Origin of the sequence: Micromonospora polyrhachis, assembly GCF_014203835.1 — a bacterium.
GTDB classification, from domain to species: domain Bacteria; phylum Actinomycetota; class Actinomycetes; order Mycobacteriales; family Micromonosporaceae; genus Micromonospora_H; species Micromonospora_H polyrhachis.
In genome coordinates this window covers 106,145-123,738 of sequence record NZ_JACHJW010000001.1, presented here as the reverse complement: position 1 = coordinate 123,738, position 17,594 = coordinate 106,145, and the positions used below count along the sequence as shown (strand labels likewise).

The following is a 17,594-nucleotide window of genomic DNA, read 5'->3' as shown; positions in this document are numbered from 1 at the left end:
GCCACTGGTCAGGTGGGCCAGCCGCGTTCGTGGTCGGCACGTCAGATGGTGATGACCACCTTCGCCCGTGCGTGTTCACCTTCGAGGTATCGGATGGCTTGGGGAACCTCGTGTAGCGGATAGGTCCGGTCGATCACCGGGGTGAGGTGGCCGGCCTCGGCGTGGGTGCGGAGCGTGTCGAGGTGCGGTTGGCTGGGCGTTGCGGTGAGTGTGACGATGCGGTGTCGCACGAAGGGGGCCAGTAGCCGCCCGCGCGTGATGAGCCCGACCGGTCCGATGAGGCTGCCGCCACGGTAGACCCCGCCACCGGAGAGCACCAGCGTCCCGGTCGGGGTCAGCGCCCGCCGGAGCGCGGTGAGTGAGCGGTTGCCGACCAGGTCGAACACCAGGTCGTAGCGGCGGGCATCGTGGCTGAAGTCGTCGCGGGTGTAGTCGACGGCGTGGTCGGCACCGAGGGAGCGGACCAGGTCCACGTTGCGTGTGCTGCACACCGCGCTCACCGTCGTGCCGAGGACCTTGGCCAACTGGACGGCCAGGGTGCCGACGCCGCCGGAGGCGCCGTTGATGAGGACACGCTGGCCGGGTTCGACCTGCCCGACGTCGCACAGTCCCATGAGTGCGGTGACACCGGCCAGGGGCAGGGCGGCTGCCTGCTGCGGTGTCAGGTTCGCCGGCTTCGGTGCGATCAGGTTCTCGGGCACGCGTACGTACTCGGCGAATGCGCCGTTGGCATCGCCGAGGTCACCGAAGACGGCGTCGCCGGGGCGTACCTGTCGCACGTGGGCACCAACGGCCTCGACCCGGCCGGCGAAGTCACGACCACGGATGCGCGCCTGGGGCCGTGAGCGACCCATGGCCAGTCGCGCTATCCGTGGATCGCCACGCATGGCATGCCAGTCGTACGCGTTGAGTGCGGCGGCCTCGACCCGTACGAGCACCTCGTCGACCGAAGGTGTCGGCACGTCGATCTCCGCGAGCCGGAGCGTTTCCGGCGGACCGTAGTGGTCCTGGACGATCGCTTTCATTCTTTCCTCCCCGGGTGTACGGCGTACACCTCATGGGCACAATCTAGGTGTACGCCGTACACCTGTCAATACGGTTATGGTGTCAAACGTTGCCGAAAGACGAGGACCGAGATGGCTGAGCAGGCTGAAGTGCTGCGCCGGACGCCGCTGAGCCGGGGCCGGATTCTGCACGCCGCCGTCGCGCTCGCCGACGAGGCCGGAATCGAGTCCCTCAGCATGCGCAACCTCGCCCAGGAACTGGGCGTCGTGCCGATGGCCCTCTACAAGCATGTGGCCAACAAGGACGAACTACTCGACGGCATGATCGACGTGGTCGTCGACGAGATCGATCCGCCAGTACGCCACGCCGACTGGAAACACGTGCTCCGGGAGCGCATCCTCTCCGCGCGGCAGATGCTGCGACGCCACCCCTGGGCGCCGCTCGCGATCGAGTCGCGGAACATGGCGACGCCGGCCGTCCTGGCCTACCTCGACTCGATGGTCGGGACGCTTCGAGCCGGCGGGTTCTCCGCAGATCTCACCCACCACGTGATGCACGCGATGGGCAGCCGAATCCTGGGCTTCAGCCAGGAGCTGTTCGACGTCTCCCGGCGCGCCGGTCGGTCCGGCACGACCCAGCCGGAGCCCTCGGAGGGCCTACCGCCGGAAGCCGCGGCCCGGTTTCCGCATCTCGCCGAAATCGCCACGGCAGCGCTGCACGACGACGCATCGGTCGTGGGGCAGGGCTGCGACGACCAGTTCGAGTTCGAGTTCGCGCTGGACCTGCTGCTGGACGGCATCGAGCGGCTGCAACAGCAGGGCTGGACGTCGTCGCGCCGACCCCGGTGAGACGGCCAGGACGAGACACGGTCCCGGCACGGCACGAGATCACCCAGCAGCGCCATCGGTGGCGTGGGGCACTGCGGTCAAGCTGCCCGGGACGGTACCTGTTCGTCGTCGAGTCGTTCAGCGAAGTCGAGCCAGCCGCTGGCGCAGGCGCGGGCCACCGCCTGCAGTGAACGCCGGCAGTGATGAGGAGCCGCCTTCGCGGTCGGCCCGGGGCTGTCGAGGAAGGCCAACGTGGTCGACACCAGGCGGAGCAGCGCCCGACCCTGATCGGTGTAGCGCAGCGCCGGCTCCCGGGCCAACCATTCCAGCTGTTCACGGATCCTCGGCACGGTGGTGCGGCCGGCGTCCCCCGTAGCCCACTGCCGTTGCGCGAGCGGCGTTCCGGTGCTGGGGTGCCCGATTACCTCGGGGGCTGCGGCGAGCAACCGCCGCCGTACGTCCAGCGCGGTGCCGACGGAGACGCCGGCCCGGCGCGCCACCTCGCGCAGGCTCACCTCCGGTTCCTCACGCATGATCCGCTCGGCTGCGCGGCGTCCCTCCTGGGCGGACAACGGGTGTCGCCGGCCGTCACGCCCGACACGGGTGGTCAGCCGCTGGCAGTCGTCGGCCGACTCCTGCCGTAGCCTGGCGACCGTGCGTGGCGCGACCCCGCACATGGCGGCAATCGAGCGATCTGAGCAGTGGGGGTGCGTGCTGAGAATGCGCCGTACCGCCGCCGCGCGATCCTTGGTGCGTAGCGCCCGGCCGTGCACCGCGTTGAGTCGTACCGCGACGACGAAGGCCTCGTCGTTGCTGCCCTCGAAGTACACCACCGGCACCTGTCGCTCGCCGCGACTGCGCGCCGCGGCCAGCCGGTGTAGCCCGTCCATCACCCGCATTGTGGCCCGGTGCACCACCAGGGGCGGCAGCTCCTCCGGTAGCCCGGCCAGGTGTCGAACGTGCGTGGTGTCGATTCCGTCGAGCCGGGGAGACAGTCCTTTCCGTAGCAGATCGACATCCACCCAGGTGATGTCGCTACGGATACGCCGGAGCACATCCTCAAGCCGGCTTTCCACCGGCGCGGCATGCTCCACTGTGCCGTCGCTCATTGCCACCGCCCAGGACACGTCATCCTGCCCTCCGCTGGACTACAGCCATCCGAGAACCGGTTGGCTCGGATGGGCGGGGCAGAACCTATCGCGATGTCGCCAGGGCTGGGCACAAACGACGTACAGAGTCTGTACAGATCACTGTTCCAGGACGCCCCACAAAGCTGGTACGGGTAGTCATGGCCGGCTGACCACGACTACCCGTACCGGTCCTCGATCAGTCGACGATCGTGTCGGGCAGCTCCTGCCGAAGGAAGACCGGGCGCTCAGCCGGGTCGGCGGTCCGGCGGGCCCCGTCGGCCCCAGCAGCCCAACTCGCCGGTTCATGCACGGTGTACAACCGCAGTGTGCCGCTGGGCGTACGGGCGAGGTAGGCCACGTTCGGGCCGTTGGCGTTGGTGAAGCTGAACGCGGTCGGGTCGGTGGCGTAGGTCTCGAACGCGTCCTGGGCGGGAATCCAGTCGCCCCAGGTGCCGCTGCCCTGAGCTGTCTCGGCGGCGTAGTGGATGTATCCGTCGGTGCCCCGCACGTAGACCCCGATCCGGCCGGTGACCGGGCTCAGCAACGCGCTCGGCGAACCAGCCGGGGTGACACCCGTGCCGCCGACCGTCGCCCAGGTCCCGGTGAACGTGCCGTCCGTGCGCCGCTCCGTCGCCACGATCCGACCCTGGGCGTCGCGGGAGAAGATCCGCAGGCGGTAGCCGGGCATGACCACCACGGCCGGGGTGCCGGTCAAGCCGCTGCCGCCGAGGCTGGTCCACTCCTGTAGAACTCCGCCGGAGTACCGGGCCGCCCGTAGCGTGCCGGTGTTGTCCGCGACGACGACCAGCGCGCTCGCGTCGGCCAGCGGCACCGCTACCGGGGTGCCGACCAGGCCGCTGCCACCGAGCTTGCGCCAGGCCAGCAGGTCCGCGTGCACCGGGTCCTGCCACCGGGCCCACAGCGCACCGCCCGCGTCCACGGCGAACAGCACCTCACGCTGGTTGGACAGCCGCACGACCGCAGGACCGGAGGCCATCCGGCCGCCCAGATCGGTCCAGGCGCTCCAACCGGGACTGCCGGCGGTGGACTGGGTACGGGTCCAGACGTCGCTGTTGATGTTCCGGGAGGTGATCCGAACCAGGTTCTGGGTGTTCTCGGAGAGCGCCGGAACCCCGCTGAATCCGTCGTTACCGGAGACCGCGGTCATCTGTAGCGAGCTGAAGTTGTCCGGGCTCATCCGGCCGTGCAACAGCCGGCCGATGTTGTCGGTGTGGGTCAGCTCGATGCTGTTCGAGGCGGCCTGCGTCACCGTCGTGGCCGCGTTCTGGGCCACCGGCACCGACGGTCGAGCCGGTACGTGCGACACGGCCAGTTTGCAGGCGTCGGTGGTGGCGGCCACGTTGCCGAAGTTGTGCCAGGAGCTACCGATGGTTCGCCGCAGGATCACCCAGGTGTTGGTGTCCTCACGGAAGCGGTACTGCGCCAGGGTGCCGTTGCCCTCGATACCGAACAGCGTGTCCCCACCGGCCGAGAAGATCCCCTTGCTGAAGGCGTTCCAACCGGTGCCGAGCTGTAGTTGGTAGTCGATCCAACGCTGGCTTTCCGGGTCGTACCGGTAACGGAAGAGCCGACCGTCGGTGGCGTCCCGGGCATACAGCACACCCGGGCCGGCGGCGACGATGAGGTTGAACCGGCCCCAGCCGGTGTCGAGTAGACGGCTTGAGAAGCTCCACGCGCCGGCCGCCTCGTCGTACCGGTAGGTCCGCAGCCGCCCCTCGGCGTCGACGGCGTAGAAGTCACCCCGCTCGTCGACGGTGATCTTGTTTCGGGCGCTCGCGGTCGCGAACTGGGTGAAGCCGGTGCTGATCCGCTGAGCAGCGCTACCGTTGGTCATCTCCCAGCCGCTGCTCGTCCAGCGGTAACGGTACAGGCCGTTGCTGTTGATGCCGTAGACCCGCCCGCCCGGACCGCCGAGGACCCGGCCGTAGGTTTGCCAGCCGTTCCCGATGTGTTTCGCGGTCGACCAACTGGAGCCCGTGCTGCCGGGCGCGTTGAGCGGGTAGCGCCAGAGCTTGCCGCTGGCGTCCGCGGCGAAGACCGACGTCTGCGTGGCACAGCTCACCGTGTCGGCGGCGTACGCCGGTGCCGCCTGCGCTGTCGCCAGCAACGTTGCCGCCACCACCGTGACCTGGGCGGCGGCCAGCCGCCCGCGCCATTGTGACCGTTTCATGACATACCTTCCACTAAGCCGACGTTGTGGAGCCGGTCGCCATCGACGCTTGCTGGCGACGGCCGGGAAACCCGTTGGGAACTCTGGGAACAGGTGCGGTGCCCACCGGTCACGCGCCGGGTGGCGGGGCAGGCAGGGTGTGGGCGGCGAAGACCCGGTTCGCGATCGGCACGAGGTCGAGGTTGGCCATTCCAGCCAGCCCAGCCGGGGTCGACAGGGTCCGTCCGGCCGCCGCGGCCAGCGTCGTCATCGGTTGCCGCTCGTAGATCCGACTCGCGTTGTTCTGAGTACGGAACAGGATCAACCACGTCTGTCCGGCGCTGTTGGTCACCGGCACGATCGTCGGATCGGTCGCCGCCGACTCGAACAGGTCCGGTATCGCGGCGGACCACCCGGTGAAGACACCCGAACCCTGCGCGGTCTCCCAGGAGAGCATCACCTGGCCGGTGGGACTACGCGTGACCACCGCCGTACGACCCAACACCGGATCCAGCACCGCTGCCGGGGCACCCGCCGACACGTACGAGCCCAGCGACGTCCACGCCGTCGGGAACGTCCCCGCCGCGTCCTGGTACTTCGTGGCGATGGTGCCGTCGAGGGACTGCACGAAGATTCGCATCCGGTAGCCGGGGTAGACCACGACCGCTGGCGCGCTGGTGCCGGTGCCACCCAGGTTCGTCCAGGTGGAGAGGGTGCCGTCGACGTACTCGGCCGTCGTCACCGTGCCGGCGGTGGTGCGCAGGAACAGCCGTACCCCGGTGCGGGTCTGTGCGACGACCGGCGTGCCGACGAAGTCCTGGTCGGTCAGCGCCCGCCAGCCGGGGATGGTGCCGGTCTGCTGGTAGACCCACAGCTTGCCGTCGACGTCGACGGCGAACGCGGCCATCGTTCCGGACGGCAGTCGGGTCACCGCCGGGGCGGCGGCCATCGAACCACCGAAGTCCGCCCAGGCACTCCACGTCGCCGAACCCACCGCCGTCTGCGTACGCGCCCACACGTCCGAATCCGAGTAGTGGGCGGCCACCTGCACCCGGCCGTCACCGAGCACCCCTAGCGACGGTCGGCCCGAGAACGCCTCGTTACCCGACAGCACGGTCCACTGCACCGAGCCGAAGTTGTCCACATCGGTCTGGTGTCCGACCAGGACCCGGCCGATGTTGTCCGTGTACGCGTACTCGACCATGCCCAGCGACGCACCCACCACCGGTCCGGCCTGCACACCCACCGACGCCGCGTACGACTGCACCGGCACCGACGGGATCGGGTCGGTGAGGTATCCCTGGATGTCCACGATGATGCGGGCGGATCCGCCCAGTGTGTTCTTGAGCCGGATCTGGCCGTTGGTGCCCGGTTTGACGATCACCAGACCGGCTGCCGTGTATGGCTTGCGCACATGCACCTGGCCGGCGTTGGGCTCGGCCCCGCCGGTCGGCCACACCTTGATGCCGCCGGTGGCGCTCGCTCCGGCGACCGTCACGTTGAGCACCACCCCGGCGACACCTCGGGTCGGCATGCCGAGCTTGCCGGTGACCTGGACGTCGACCACACCGCCGTTGACGATCGTGCTGCCGCTGTCGTAGAGCCGGGTCGCCGTCAAATGCCGGAAGCCGGCACCCTGGCTGCTGTCACCGGTGACGTAGCCGTACGGCGCGACGATCAGGTCGACGGCGGCACCACTGCGGTTGGTGAACGTGACCTGGCCGGTCGAGGAGAGCGGCAGCGAGACGAGGTGCGAGTGGTGCCCGGTCTCCTCGAAGTTGAGCGCCGAGTTCACCGGGCTGCCACCGCCGGCCGGCATCGCACCGAGCCAACCGGGGGCGGTCACGTTGACGGCGGCCACGTTGGCCAGCACGGCGGTCGCCGTGGTCGGGACCACACCACCGGTCAGGGTCACCGTACGGGTGCCGTTCGCGGGGATCTTCGCCTTGGTGGTTCCGGTGCCGTCGCGGGTGTCGACCAGCTTGTTCTGCGACACCGGGACGAACCCGCCACCGCCACCGACGGTGGAGCGGAAGTAGCCCTGTGCGGTGGCGATGACGTGGACGTTGCCGACGTCGTTGCGGACGGCGATCCGGCCGTTGCTACCCGGCTGCACGACAGCAGTGTTGGAGACCTGCTCGCCGACGAAGCTGTTGAGCATCGAGACCCCGTTCGGGGTGGTGCCGTCGGGGTAGGCCCGCAGGTAGGTGTTACCGGTGCCGTCCGTCGTCACCAGCCGGATCAGGACCGCGCTGACCCCGGAGGAGGGGACGCCGCCGACACCCAGCACCGGGAACGTCACCACACCACCGGCCCCGACGACGCCGGTGCGCCCGCCGAGTCCGGTACGGGTGTCGAGCAACGCAGCGCCGCTGGTCAGAGGTACGTAGTCGCCACCCAACCCGGCCGCGTCAGCGGCCGCCGGCGACGGGCGGGCGACAGCCACACCCACCGCCGCCACCAGCAGCGTCAGCACGGTCAGCAGCCGAGCCGGCCACAATCGGTACGTGCCTTCGGTAGTAGACACTTCACTTCCTTCGTCCTAGTCGAGTTGGCGTCGAGTGCCGGCGGTCGCCCTGGATCAGCAGCCGGTCGGGGCAGCCGATTCCGGAGGGTGGACAACTGTCAGAAACCGGGTGGAAGCCAGGTGTCGAGAACGTCGAAGAACTCGTCCGCCTGCCCGATGACGCTCTTGGGTAGCTCCGCCCGCTTCCCCCGGTCCTCCAGCACCCTGCGCAGTTCCTCCATCCGGTCGTCGTTCTGCCGTTGCGCGGTGCCGGCGCGCAGGTCGGTGCCGGCGTCGTCCAGCTTCGAGTCGTCGCAGTTGCACCTGCCCGGGGGCCGCTTGCCGGTGGTCGACTCCGGCAGGACGGACGGACCGTGTACCGGGCAGCCGGCGTCGGTGTTGTGCACCAGCAGGTCCAGCCCACCGGCGAGCACGTAGAACGTGTGCGTCGTGTCGACGGTGAGGTTGTAGACCCGCGTCCGCTCGGTCCGTTCGCGGGTGGCCAGCACGGTCGCGGTCCCCCCGGCGGAGGTCTGCAACCGCTCGCCGCCGGTCAGGTCGCCGGCGTCGACCCAGGTCCTCTCCTCGGCTGACCAGAACGGGTGGCCCTCGGTGGCGGTGACCGTGGCGCTGGCCGAACCGCTGGGGCCGTCGGTGTCCACCTCGACCTCGACCAGTTCCTTCCGACCCTCGCCGACGATGACTCCGGTGACCGCGAAGGCTCCGGTACGGCCGGTGGTGGGGTCGGTGGAGAACACCTTCTCGCCCACCCTGACCTTGCTGATCGGTTTGGTCGAACCGTCGGCCATCCGCACCAGCGTGTCGCCGGTGAAGCTGTTGCCCGTGGCGCAGGAGGCGATGTCGGCGGCGTCGTCCGCGCGCCGCGCCGTGACCAGCCGCGATCCGCCCCGAACCACGTCGACCACCTCGTCACCGTGCTTGGCGGCGAGGCTCGCCACCCGTGCCGCGCGGATCGTGCCACCACCGGCACCTCCGAGGGCGAAGCCGGCGACGGTAGCCGCAGTCCAGGCGCAGGCCTCCAGGTCACCCTTGCTCACACAGTCGACCAGGTCGGTGATGCCGACCGCCTCGGCGGCGAGGCTCAGCGCGTCCTTCACGTACGGTGCCGCCGCCTGGGCGAAGTCCACCACCGCCTCGGTCGCCTTCGACAACTCCTCGACGACCGTGCCCGCCACCTGGACGGCCGCCTGATAGAGGACCTTGGTCGCCTGGACCGTGTCGGCGACCACGTCCCGGACGGTGGCGACCACCGCGGCCGGGATGTGTGCGGCAGCCGACACCACCGTCTTGATGGTCGACACGATCGGCTTGAGCGCGGCGGCCACCGCCTTGATCGGATTGTGTTTGGCCACGTACTCGATGGCCCGACGCGCGGTTTCGGTGACCTTCCGCTTCATCTCGTGGATCACCTGCCGCGCCTGCTCGGCCTTCTGCCTCGCCCAGCTCATTCCCGCCGAGACGGCACCGGTCACCGTCTTCCAGGCTCGGGACGCCTTGTCGGCCACCCAGGCCCCGGCGGCCCTGAGTTTCTGGCCGACCCAGGTGACCGCCGTACGGGCCTTGTTGTAGAGCCACTTGGCACCGTTGGAGATCGCTGCGGCTACCTTCTTGATCCCCGAACCGACCCAGTTGGCCACCTTCTTCACACCGGACCAGACGTAGCTCGCCCCCGCCTTCAGACCGTTCCAGGCAGAGCTGGCCACCTTCTTCACCCCGGACCAGGTGGTGGAGGCGACCCGCTTCACCCCGGACCAGGCGTTGGAGGCCGTCTTCTTGACCTTGTTGACCACGGACTTGCACCAACCGCACGACGGCCAGTACCCGTCCGGGTCGATGTGCGCCAGCGGATCGCCCGCCGCGTAGGTGTACCGGTTGGCCAGGATCGCGTCGCCGGTGCTGTAGTTGACCGTGTCGCGGGAGAGGAACGCGCCGGTGCCGGGCTCGTACCAGCGTGCGCCCATGTCGACCTGGCCGGTGGTCGGGTCGGTCCAGTCGCCCTGGAAGCCCAGGTCGCCCGTATCGCCTTCGGTGGCCACGACCTGACCGAAGGGGTCGTACGCCTTCGAGTCGGTGAGTGCGGCCAGTGTCGTGTCCGCGGGTTCGATGCCGGCCACCACGTCGCCGTGCCCGTCGGTGAGGGCCAGTAGCTGCTCGTTGCCCTCGCCGACGGCGACGACCTCACCGGTCGGCCCCCGCGAGTAGCGGCCGGTGCCGTCGGTGACCACGTCGTCGGCCAGGCCCGCGTAGCCGAACGAGGTCGTGCCCCGGTTCGCCACCCGGTTCAACGCGTCGTACGTGTAGCCCACCGAACCGGCGGTGGTCAGCCGGTCGAACGCGTCGAAGGCGTACTGCTCGGTCAGGCCGGAGCTGGTCCGCGAGGCGAGCGTGCCCCGTGCCGTGTAGGTGTAGGTGTAGTCCGAGTCGGACAGCAGTCGGTTGCGCTCGTCGTAGCTGGCCGTCTTCGCGCCGGCCCGGATCCGGTTGCCGGAGGCGTCCCAGGCGTACGCCACCGTGCCCTGCGGCCCGGTCCACGTGACCAGGCGCCCGGCCAGGTCGTAGGCGTAGGTGTGGTTACCCGCCCCGGCGGTTCCGGTCGTGGTCTTGGCGACCAGCTTGTCGTCGACGTCGTAGCGGTAACTGATCGAGTTGACCGACTGTCCGGTCGAGTTGCGGGTGACGTCGCTGGTGAGGCGTGCCAGGTTGTCGTAGCCGAAGGTGCGGGTGCGGCCGGAGCCGTAGTCGATGCTGGTCGGCTGCCCGGAGGCGTCGTAGGTGTAGTTCTGGGTGACGCCGGTGATGCCGTCGCGGATCGCGGTCAGCCGCCGCTTGGTGTACGTGTAGGTGGCGCTGCCGGACGCGTCGGTCTGGTTGGTCAGCTGGCCGTCGGCGTCGTAGCCGAAATTGGCGGAGCCGGACCGGCCGGCGGCGCTGAGCAGGTTGCCCCGGTCGTCGTAGCGGTACGTGTCGGTGCCGACCGGTGCGGTGGCCCGGACCAGCCGGCCGGCCAGGTCGTAGCCGAGTGAGCGTTCCGGGGTGCCCGCGCCGGCGCCGGTCTCGCTGGTCAGCCGGCCCGCCGCGTCGTAGCTGCGGATCCGGGTCACCCCGCCGGGGGCGGTGAGCTTGGTGGGCTGGCCGGTGATGTTGTACGCCAGCGTCCAGGTGCGGTCGGCCGCGTTGGGGTGGGCGGTGGTGACCGGCTCGATCTGCGACTCCAGCAGACCCCAACTGTTGTACGTGGAGATGGTGCGGTTGCCCCGGCCGTCGGTGTACCGGGTGGGGTTGCCGGCCACGTCGTAGCCGAAACCAGTGGTGATCGAGGAGTTGGCGGTGGCCGGCTCCACCTGCCGGGCCAGCCGGCTGTGGGCGTCGTACTCGTAGCTGGTGGTCACGCCGCCGGGGCTGACCGCCGAGGTCAGGTTGCCGGCCGCGTCGTAGCCATAGGTCTGGGTACGCAGGACCGTGCCGTCTGCGGCCAGGTCCGACTCGGCGGTGATCAGCCCGAGCAGGTCGTAGTCGATCCGCTCGGTGCGGCCCAGTGCGTCGCTGACCCGCACCTGGCGACCGGCGTAGTCGTAGCCATAGCTGGTGACCACCCCGGCGGGGTCGGTCACCCGGGTGAGCTGGCCCAGCGTGTCGTACACGTTGTTGGTGGTGGCACCGCTGGGCGACACGACCGAGGTGACGTTGCCATTGTCGTCGTAGCGGTATCCCATGGTGAGCGCGCGGACGGTCGGGTACCGCTCCAGCACCGTGGCGGTCACCTGCCGATCGAGGTCGTCGTAGGTGGCCTCGACCCGGCTTCCGGTGGGGCCGGTCGTCGACAACAGTTGGCCGGTGCGGGTGTAGGTGTACCGGGTCACCGCCCGGTCCGCGACGCCGGTCGGTTCGTCCCGGCTGACCAGCCGGCCCAACTGGTCGTAGGAGTAGCGGGTGGGGTTGCCCCGCGCGTCGACGGTCTCGACCACGTTGCCCGCCGGGTCGTAGCGGGTTGAGGTGGTGGGCTGCAACGAGCCGATCCCGGCCGGCGGCCAGTACGTCGGAGCTGTCCGGCCGACCTGGCGACCCAGCCGGTTGTAGGCGTAGCTGGTGACGTTGCCCCGGGCATCGGCTGTGTGCACCGTCTCGTCGAAGGTGTTGTAGCCGGTGACGGTGGTCGGCGTGACCGTGGTCGGCGCATCACCGTCCTCCTCGGCGGCCACCGGTGGAGCGATCACCCGAGCCCGGCGCCCCAGCTCGTCGTAGCCGTACCGGATCGTCCGACCGAGTGGGTCGGTGGCGTCGGTCAGCAGCCCACGCTGGTCGTAGCTGCTGGTGGTGACCCGGCTGACCGGGCCGGCGACGACTGTCTGGCGGACCGGGTTGCCGCTGTCGTCGTACACGTAGTCGACCTGTTCCGGGGTGGTCGACATGGTCCACGGCACGTTGGATGCCCGGCCGGTGCGGGTCATCCGGGTCACGTTGCCCATCGCGTCGTACGTGTACGACGTGGTCAGTGCGGCACCACCGGGGTTGACCACGACGGTGGCGACGTTGCCGGCCCGGGTGTACGTCTGTTGGGTGACGGAGGTGCCGTTGGCGGCTGCCTGCCGGGTCCGGTTGCCGGCACCGTCGTACGTGTTCTCCTCCACCACGTAGTCGCGGGTGCTGCCGTCGGGATTGCGGAAGTTCTTCAGCACGATGCGGTGCAGTTGGTCGTCGCCGTAGTACTGGTACTCCAGCCGGCGGCCCATGGCGTCGGTGTCGCTGACCATCCGGCCGGCGTAGTCGTAGGTGTAGGTGTGCAACACGAGGTAGTCGCCGGTGGTGGGCCCCTCGTCCCCGGCGTACGCCCGCAGCCGGACCTCGGCCAACGTGTTGCGCGCGGTGTAGGCGTAGTCGTACCGGTTGCCGTTGGCATCCACGACGCTGGTCTCGTTGCCGAACCGGTCGTAGTTCTTGACGGTCTCGTTGCCCTCCGCGTCCGTGGCCTTGACCGGGCGGTTGTGCTGGTCGTACTCCCAGGAGGTGGTACGGGTGGCGTCGGCACCGTGCACGTCGGCGACCTCGACGCGGGTCACGTTGCCGTCCACGTCGTACGTCGTCGTGGAGCGCTTCTGGTGTGCCTGGCCGGTCACCGCGTCCGTGGTGGCCGGCTCGGTGGTGCCGACCGGGCGGGACAACGCGTCGTAGGTGTGGCTGGTGACCACACCGGCCGGGTAGGAGTCGGAGATCTCCGTGGTGGTGAGCGTGCGGCCGAGCGCGTCGTAGGTGTAGCTGGTGACCATTCCCGACGGCTGGGTGACCCGGTACAGGTCCCCGTTCTGGTAGTAGGCGTAGCGGGTGATCTTGCCGAGTGCGTCGGTGGTGGTCAGCAGCAGGCCGGCGGGCACGGTGCCGCCGCCGTACGCGCCCTCACCACCGGTGGTGTAGGTGTGCCGGACGGTGCTGCCGTCCGGGTTGACCTGGGTGGCCAGCTCACCGAACGGGGTGTAGCTGTAGGTGGTCCGGTAGGTGTTGTCGGTGGCGCCGGCCGAGCGTCCGTCCCGCGCCTCGGTCGGCAGGTCGTTGCGTGGGTCGAACGGGTCGGTCACGGTGGCCGGATAGGTCGTGTAGGTGGTGTGGCAGACGCCGGCGGCCCGGCAGGTCCGCTTCGAGGTGACATTGCCGCGCTGGTCGTGGGTCATCCGCACGGCGTCGCCGTTCTCGTTCGTGACCACGGTCTGGTTGCCCCGGTCGTCGTACTCGAACGTGCGGATCGCCATCCCCTCCAGCGGGTGCCGCACGAACACCGGCCCGCCCGATCCACCGGGAATGACGGTGCAGAACGCCGGGTCGTCCGGGTCGGGGGTGGAGCACACCTCGGTTGGCGGTGTCGTGGGGGAGGGGGTGGGTGAGCCGGGCCGGTCCTCCTCCCGGGTCTCCAGGCCGAGCGGGGTGCCCGAGCGCAGCAGTTGACCGGTGAGCGCGTCGTACTCGTACAGGTGTGGTCGGTTCGCCGGGTCCAGCACCTGCACACTGCGACGCAGGTCGGTGTCACCGCCGTAGACCAGCGGGGCCCCGACGGTCCAGACGCCGCCGTGCCGGTCGGTGTGCTTGGTGACCCGGTCGGCGTTGGTGTCGTACGTGAACTGAGCTGCGATCTTGCCGCTGGGCAGGGTTACCGCCGTCATCTGGTTGGTGCCGGTGGCGTACCGATGGTGCGCGGTGACCGCCGCCTGGCCCAGCGGGTGGGAGTAGACCGCCACCTCGTCGATCGCACCGGTGAAGTACCGGCGTGCCGTCGTACCCCAGCCCGGCCAGGATGCCGGGGTGGTCGCGTACGCCGCGCCGAGCTGGTTGAAGGTCAGCAGCGAGTGCTCGACCGTCGTGCCGCTCCGCTCGGCCACCTTGGCCCCGTCGAGGTAGAGCGTCTGCACCCCGCCCATCACCGACAGCACCGCATGGTGCCAGCGCCCGTCGTTGACGGCGGCGGTCGAGGTCAGCGGCGCGACCGTGGGGCCGTTGAACTGACCGCGAAGCAGGCCGTCGGTGCCTACGTACAGCACGGGGACCCCGGTGGTGGAGGCTTCGCCGAGCGCCTTGGTCTGATAGCCCAGCAGCGGGCCGCCGCTGCCGGTGATGCTGGCCTTGAACCAGAGTTCGACCGCGCCGTCGCGCGACTTCTTCACCGCGCCCTTGGGCAGCTCGACCACCGACGAGGTGCCGTTGAAGGTGGCGGCGGTGTTGCCGGTGCCGGTCAGCGCACCGGCCGTACCGAGGGTCACGCCCGTGTGGGTGCCGGCGTCCTTACCCAGGTTGACGGCGACCTCGCTACCGACCGCCGTGCCCTGGGCCTCGCCCAGCCGCCAGTACGACTCCGGCTTGGCGTCGAGCACGCCGGTACGGTAGTGCGATCCGGCCGCGTAGTCGTAGCGGGTGCAGGCGTTGCCGGGGGCGCAGACCGAGGCGAGCAGGTCACCGCTGTAGGTGTAGGTCCAGGTCGGCGCTGTGCCGTCGACCGGGTCCGCGGCGACGCTGACCACGTGCGCACCGGACCAGATGAAGGTCAGCGACCGGCCGGCGGTGTTGGTCTGGCTGTTGGCGACCCGGGCTCGGGCCAGTTTCCCGTCGGTGGTGCGGTAGGTGAGCACGATCGACCGCAGGGCGGCATCCGTGATCTTCGTCAGCCGGCCGGTCGAGGAGAACTGGTACGTCATCCGTGCCTTGTCGACCAACGTCCAGATGGTGCCGTTCCAGGTCAGCGACGCGGTACGGCCGGACGGGGCGGCGAAGGTCCCGTCGGGGTTCTTTCCGAAGCGCACCTGCTGCCCGTCCGGGTAGGTGGCCAGCATGTTGCCGGTGCCGTCCGCGTCGGCGACGACCCGCATGTCGTAGCGGGTCGACCAGCCGGCACCGAACGCGCCGTCCCGCCGTGGGTCGAGGCTGTTGTAGGTGCGGACCAGGTTCAGCTCGGGGCCGACGGTGGTGACCGTGGCATCCATCGCGGTGGTGGAGACGTTGCCGGTCTGGGCGTCGAACTCGCGGTCGTTCGCGGCCGTCGTCGCCCCCGCGATCCGCGAGGTGATCTCCGGCTGCGGTACGGCGGTGAGCAGCGTCGAAGACGGTGACGAGACCTCGTTGCCCCCATCCTTGACGATCACCCGCCACCGATAGGTCCTGCTCCAGTACAGCTTGCCGGCCGGCACGGTCCACGCGGTCCTGGCCTGGAAGCCGGAGTCGAAGCACCCGGTGGTGCCACCGGAGGCCGTCTGCTCACACACCTCGAACTTGTAGGAGAGCGACGAACCCGGGGGCGCGTCGATGTCCAACGCGCGGGCCCACAGCTGCGGGGCCAGCGTCGACGCGGCGTATCCGTTCGGCGGGTAGAGCTCCTGCACGACCGGCGGGATGTCGGTGACCTCCAGCACCATCCGGGCGGGTGGTACCTGGTGGTCGGTGAAGACCACGCCGCCGGTGCGGACCATGGTGAAGTCGAGGAAGTACCGTCCCGGCGGCAGGGCCTTGATGGTCGCGTCGAGGGTCACCTTGGCGCCACGGGGTACCGAGGCAGTCAGGTTGGCCGCACGCTGCTGGGTCACCGCCGCCCCCGTCTGCGCGTGGTAGGCACGGTAGGCCAGGTAGTAGTTGCCCACCGTCCACGCCTCCGCGCTGCGGTTGGTCACCGTCACCGCGACCCGGCCGTCCTGGTTCTGCAGCACCGGCGGGTTGGGCACCGGCTTCGGGATGGCGTACGAGGCGTTGTACGGGCTGTGCGTCACGTACAGCTTCGGCGGGTTGGCCGTCCCGGGGCCGGTGAACCGCTTGCCGCTGAGCGGATCGGTCGAGGCGCGCAGCGACAGACCGTGGTTGGCCTGCTCTCCGTTGACCCACCGCTGCACCAGGTTGGCGCCGGCACCACCCAGGTCGAGCGCCTCGGCTGCGATCGGGCAGGCCGACCGGTCCGCACCGAACTCGACATAGCCGTACGCGAACGACTTGCTGGCCAGCGCCGCGCCGACCGCCGGGCCGGGGTAGGAGTAGCCGGTGCCGGCCGACCAGGCCGCCGTCACCGGGTGCACGGTCACCTCTCGGGGCCGGCAGGAGTCGGAGTCGTAGTTGACCACCTGTAGTTGCGCGCCGTAGATGGTGTGGTAGCGCAGCCGGTCCACCAGGCCACCGAACCTGAGGTACGACGCGGCGTTGGCCCCGTCCACCGTGCCGACCCGCAGCTCACTGCTGCCCGAGGCGGAGCTGGAGCCGTGCACGTACATGGCCGAATCGGCCGCGCCGCTGGCGACCGGCAGTTCGACGGTTGGGTCCAGGCGCACCGGGTAGACCCGGGCCGGGTCACGCAGCCACTTCTCGTCCACGGAGACCCGCAACGTCGGCCTACCGGCGACGGTGAGCAGTTGGTAGGTGACGGCCGTCGAGGTCACCGGAACGGGGGCGGCGTCGACGACGTAGCCCGGCGGGATGACGGCGCGCACCGTGCCCGCCGCGTCGGTCAGCACCACCGTGTTGTCGCGCAGTGCCGCAGTGAGTCCGTCGAGGCGCAGCGGGAAGTCGTACACCCTCGGCGCGTCGACGGAACGCAGTACCAGCGTCTCCTTCAGAGCCCCGGGGCGCGACTCCAACTCGAGGTCCACGTGGGGCAGCACGCCACGGTAGGTGACCAGCGCGCCATCGGCTCGTCCCGGCACCGGTGCGGCCCCGGCCAGCCCGTACGACACGGCCTGCCCGTCGGCGACGGTGAAGCGGGCCAGCGTCGGGTCGTCGGCCCGGGCGGCGAGCCGGACCTGCACCGCGTCGGCCGTGTTGCGCCAGCCTGAACCGGCGTCGGCGGTCAACCTCGGGTCGATCGGTGCCCAGCCGCCGCTGGCGGTCCGGTAGTTGACCGGTGCGGTGGAGAAGACGGTGGTCTGGGTGCCGTCGGTGTTGGTGTAGACCTGCTGGTAGGCGTCGCGCTGCTGCGCCAACTCCTGGCTGCTGGCCGGCTGGTAGCCCCGCAGTTGCGTCGCCGGCGGCTTCTGCTGGCTGGCGGTGTTGGCCGGTACGGTCGGCTGCTGGGACAGCTTGTGCTGCGGATAGCGCGACTGCTGGGAGGCGGGGATCGTCGTGTTCACGCGTTGCTGCGGAGCCTGACCGTTGCCTGATGCGCTGTCCCACCGCTGCCGAGGTGCGGGTTGCGCCCCGGTGCTCCCGTCTCGGGCCGCACCCGCCGTGGCAGCCGAACTCGTATCCGGGGGTTCCGGGAGCCCTTCCACCCCGTCCGTCGCGACGATGAGCGCCAACGTCGCGGCCAGCACGATCGCCAACATCGGCTTTGGCGAGCGGCGCGTACGCCGCAGGCTGCGCAGCAAATCCGAGGTTTGGCGATCCGATGCGTTCAGGTCGCTGTCCTGCATCCCAAACCTCCGCGGCGCGCAAAGTAGTTGGCGGGCACCGCAGTTCGCGATGCCCGCCAATGGATATCGCGC

Annotated in this window: 6 protein-coding genes; 1 reads left to right on the top strand and 5 read right to left on the bottom strand. The window is 69.9% G+C overall.

What is annotated here, in order from left to right; all coding sequences use genetic code 11:
* Nucleotides 1–41: 41 nt before the first annotated feature.
* Nucleotides 42–1,025 (bottom strand): NAD(P)-dependent alcohol dehydrogenase, encoded by a 984-nt coding sequence (locus FHR38_RS00495; protein WP_184531789.1) that lies wholly within the window; start codon nt 1,023–1,025, stop codon nt 42–44.
* 111 nt (nt 1,026–1,136) lie between these two features.
* On the opposite strand from FHR38_RS00495, the gene FHR38_RS00490 reads away from it, so the two are divergent.
* A complete protein-coding gene (locus FHR38_RS00490) occupies nt 1,137–1,853 on the top strand; it encodes a TetR/AcrR family transcriptional regulator (RefSeq protein ID WP_184531787.1) in 717 nt (238 codons plus the stop codon).
* Nucleotides 1,854–1,930: 77 nt separating this feature from the next.
* Here FHR38_RS00490 and FHR38_RS00485 read toward each other — a convergent pair whose 3' ends face one another.
* From FHR38_RS00485 to FHR38_RS00470, 4 genes are all read right to left on the bottom strand, one after another.
* Nucleotides 1,931–2,941 (bottom strand): ParB/RepB/Spo0J family partition protein, encoded by a 1,011-nt coding sequence (locus FHR38_RS00485; RefSeq protein WP_184531785.1) that lies wholly within the window; start codon nt 2,939–2,941, stop codon nt 1,931–1,933.
* A gap of 217 nt (nt 2,942–3,158) precedes the next feature.
* A complete protein-coding gene (locus FHR38_RS00480; RefSeq protein WP_184531783.1) occupies nt 3,159–5,153 on the bottom strand; it encodes a tachylectin-related carbohydrate-binding protein in 1,995 nt (664 codons plus the stop codon).
* Nucleotides 5,154–5,262: 109 nt separating this feature from the next.
* The gene (locus FHR38_RS00475; RefSeq protein ID WP_184531781.1) at nt 5,263–7,659 is read right to left on the bottom strand and encodes a DUF8189 domain-containing protein; all 2,397 of its coding nucleotides are present in this window, start codon (nt 7,657–7,659) and stop codon (nt 5,263–5,265) included.
* A 98-nt stretch (nt 7,660–7,757) separates the two neighbouring features.
* The gene (locus FHR38_RS00470; protein WP_184531779.1) at nt 7,758–17,522 is read right to left on the bottom strand and encodes a polymorphic toxin-type HINT domain-containing protein; all 9,765 of its coding nucleotides are present in this window, start codon (nt 17,520–17,522) and stop codon (nt 7,758–7,760) included.
* Nucleotides 17,523–17,594 lie beyond the last annotated feature (72 nt).

Bases quoted from the DNA above. Each gene is read 5' to 3' on its own strand.
- FHR38_RS00495 (WP_184531789.1), bottom strand. From the start codon at position 1,025: ATGAAAGCGATCGTCCAGGACCACTACGGTCCGCCGGAAACGCTCCGG.
- FHR38_RS00490 (WP_184531787.1), top strand. From the start codon at position 1,137: ATGGCTGAGCAGGCTGAAGTGCTGCGCCGGACGCCGCTGAGCCGGGGC.
- FHR38_RS00485 (WP_184531785.1), bottom strand. From the start codon at position 2,941: ATGAGCGACGGCACAGTGGAGCATGCCGCGCCGGTGGAAAGCCGGCTT.
- FHR38_RS00480 (WP_184531783.1), bottom strand. From the start codon at position 5,153: ATGAAACGGTCACAATGGCGCGGGCGGCTGGCCGCCGCCCAGGTCACG.
- FHR38_RS00470 (WP_184531779.1), bottom strand. From the start codon at position 17,522: ATGCAGGACAGCGACCTGAACGCATCGGATCGCCAAACCTCGGATTTG.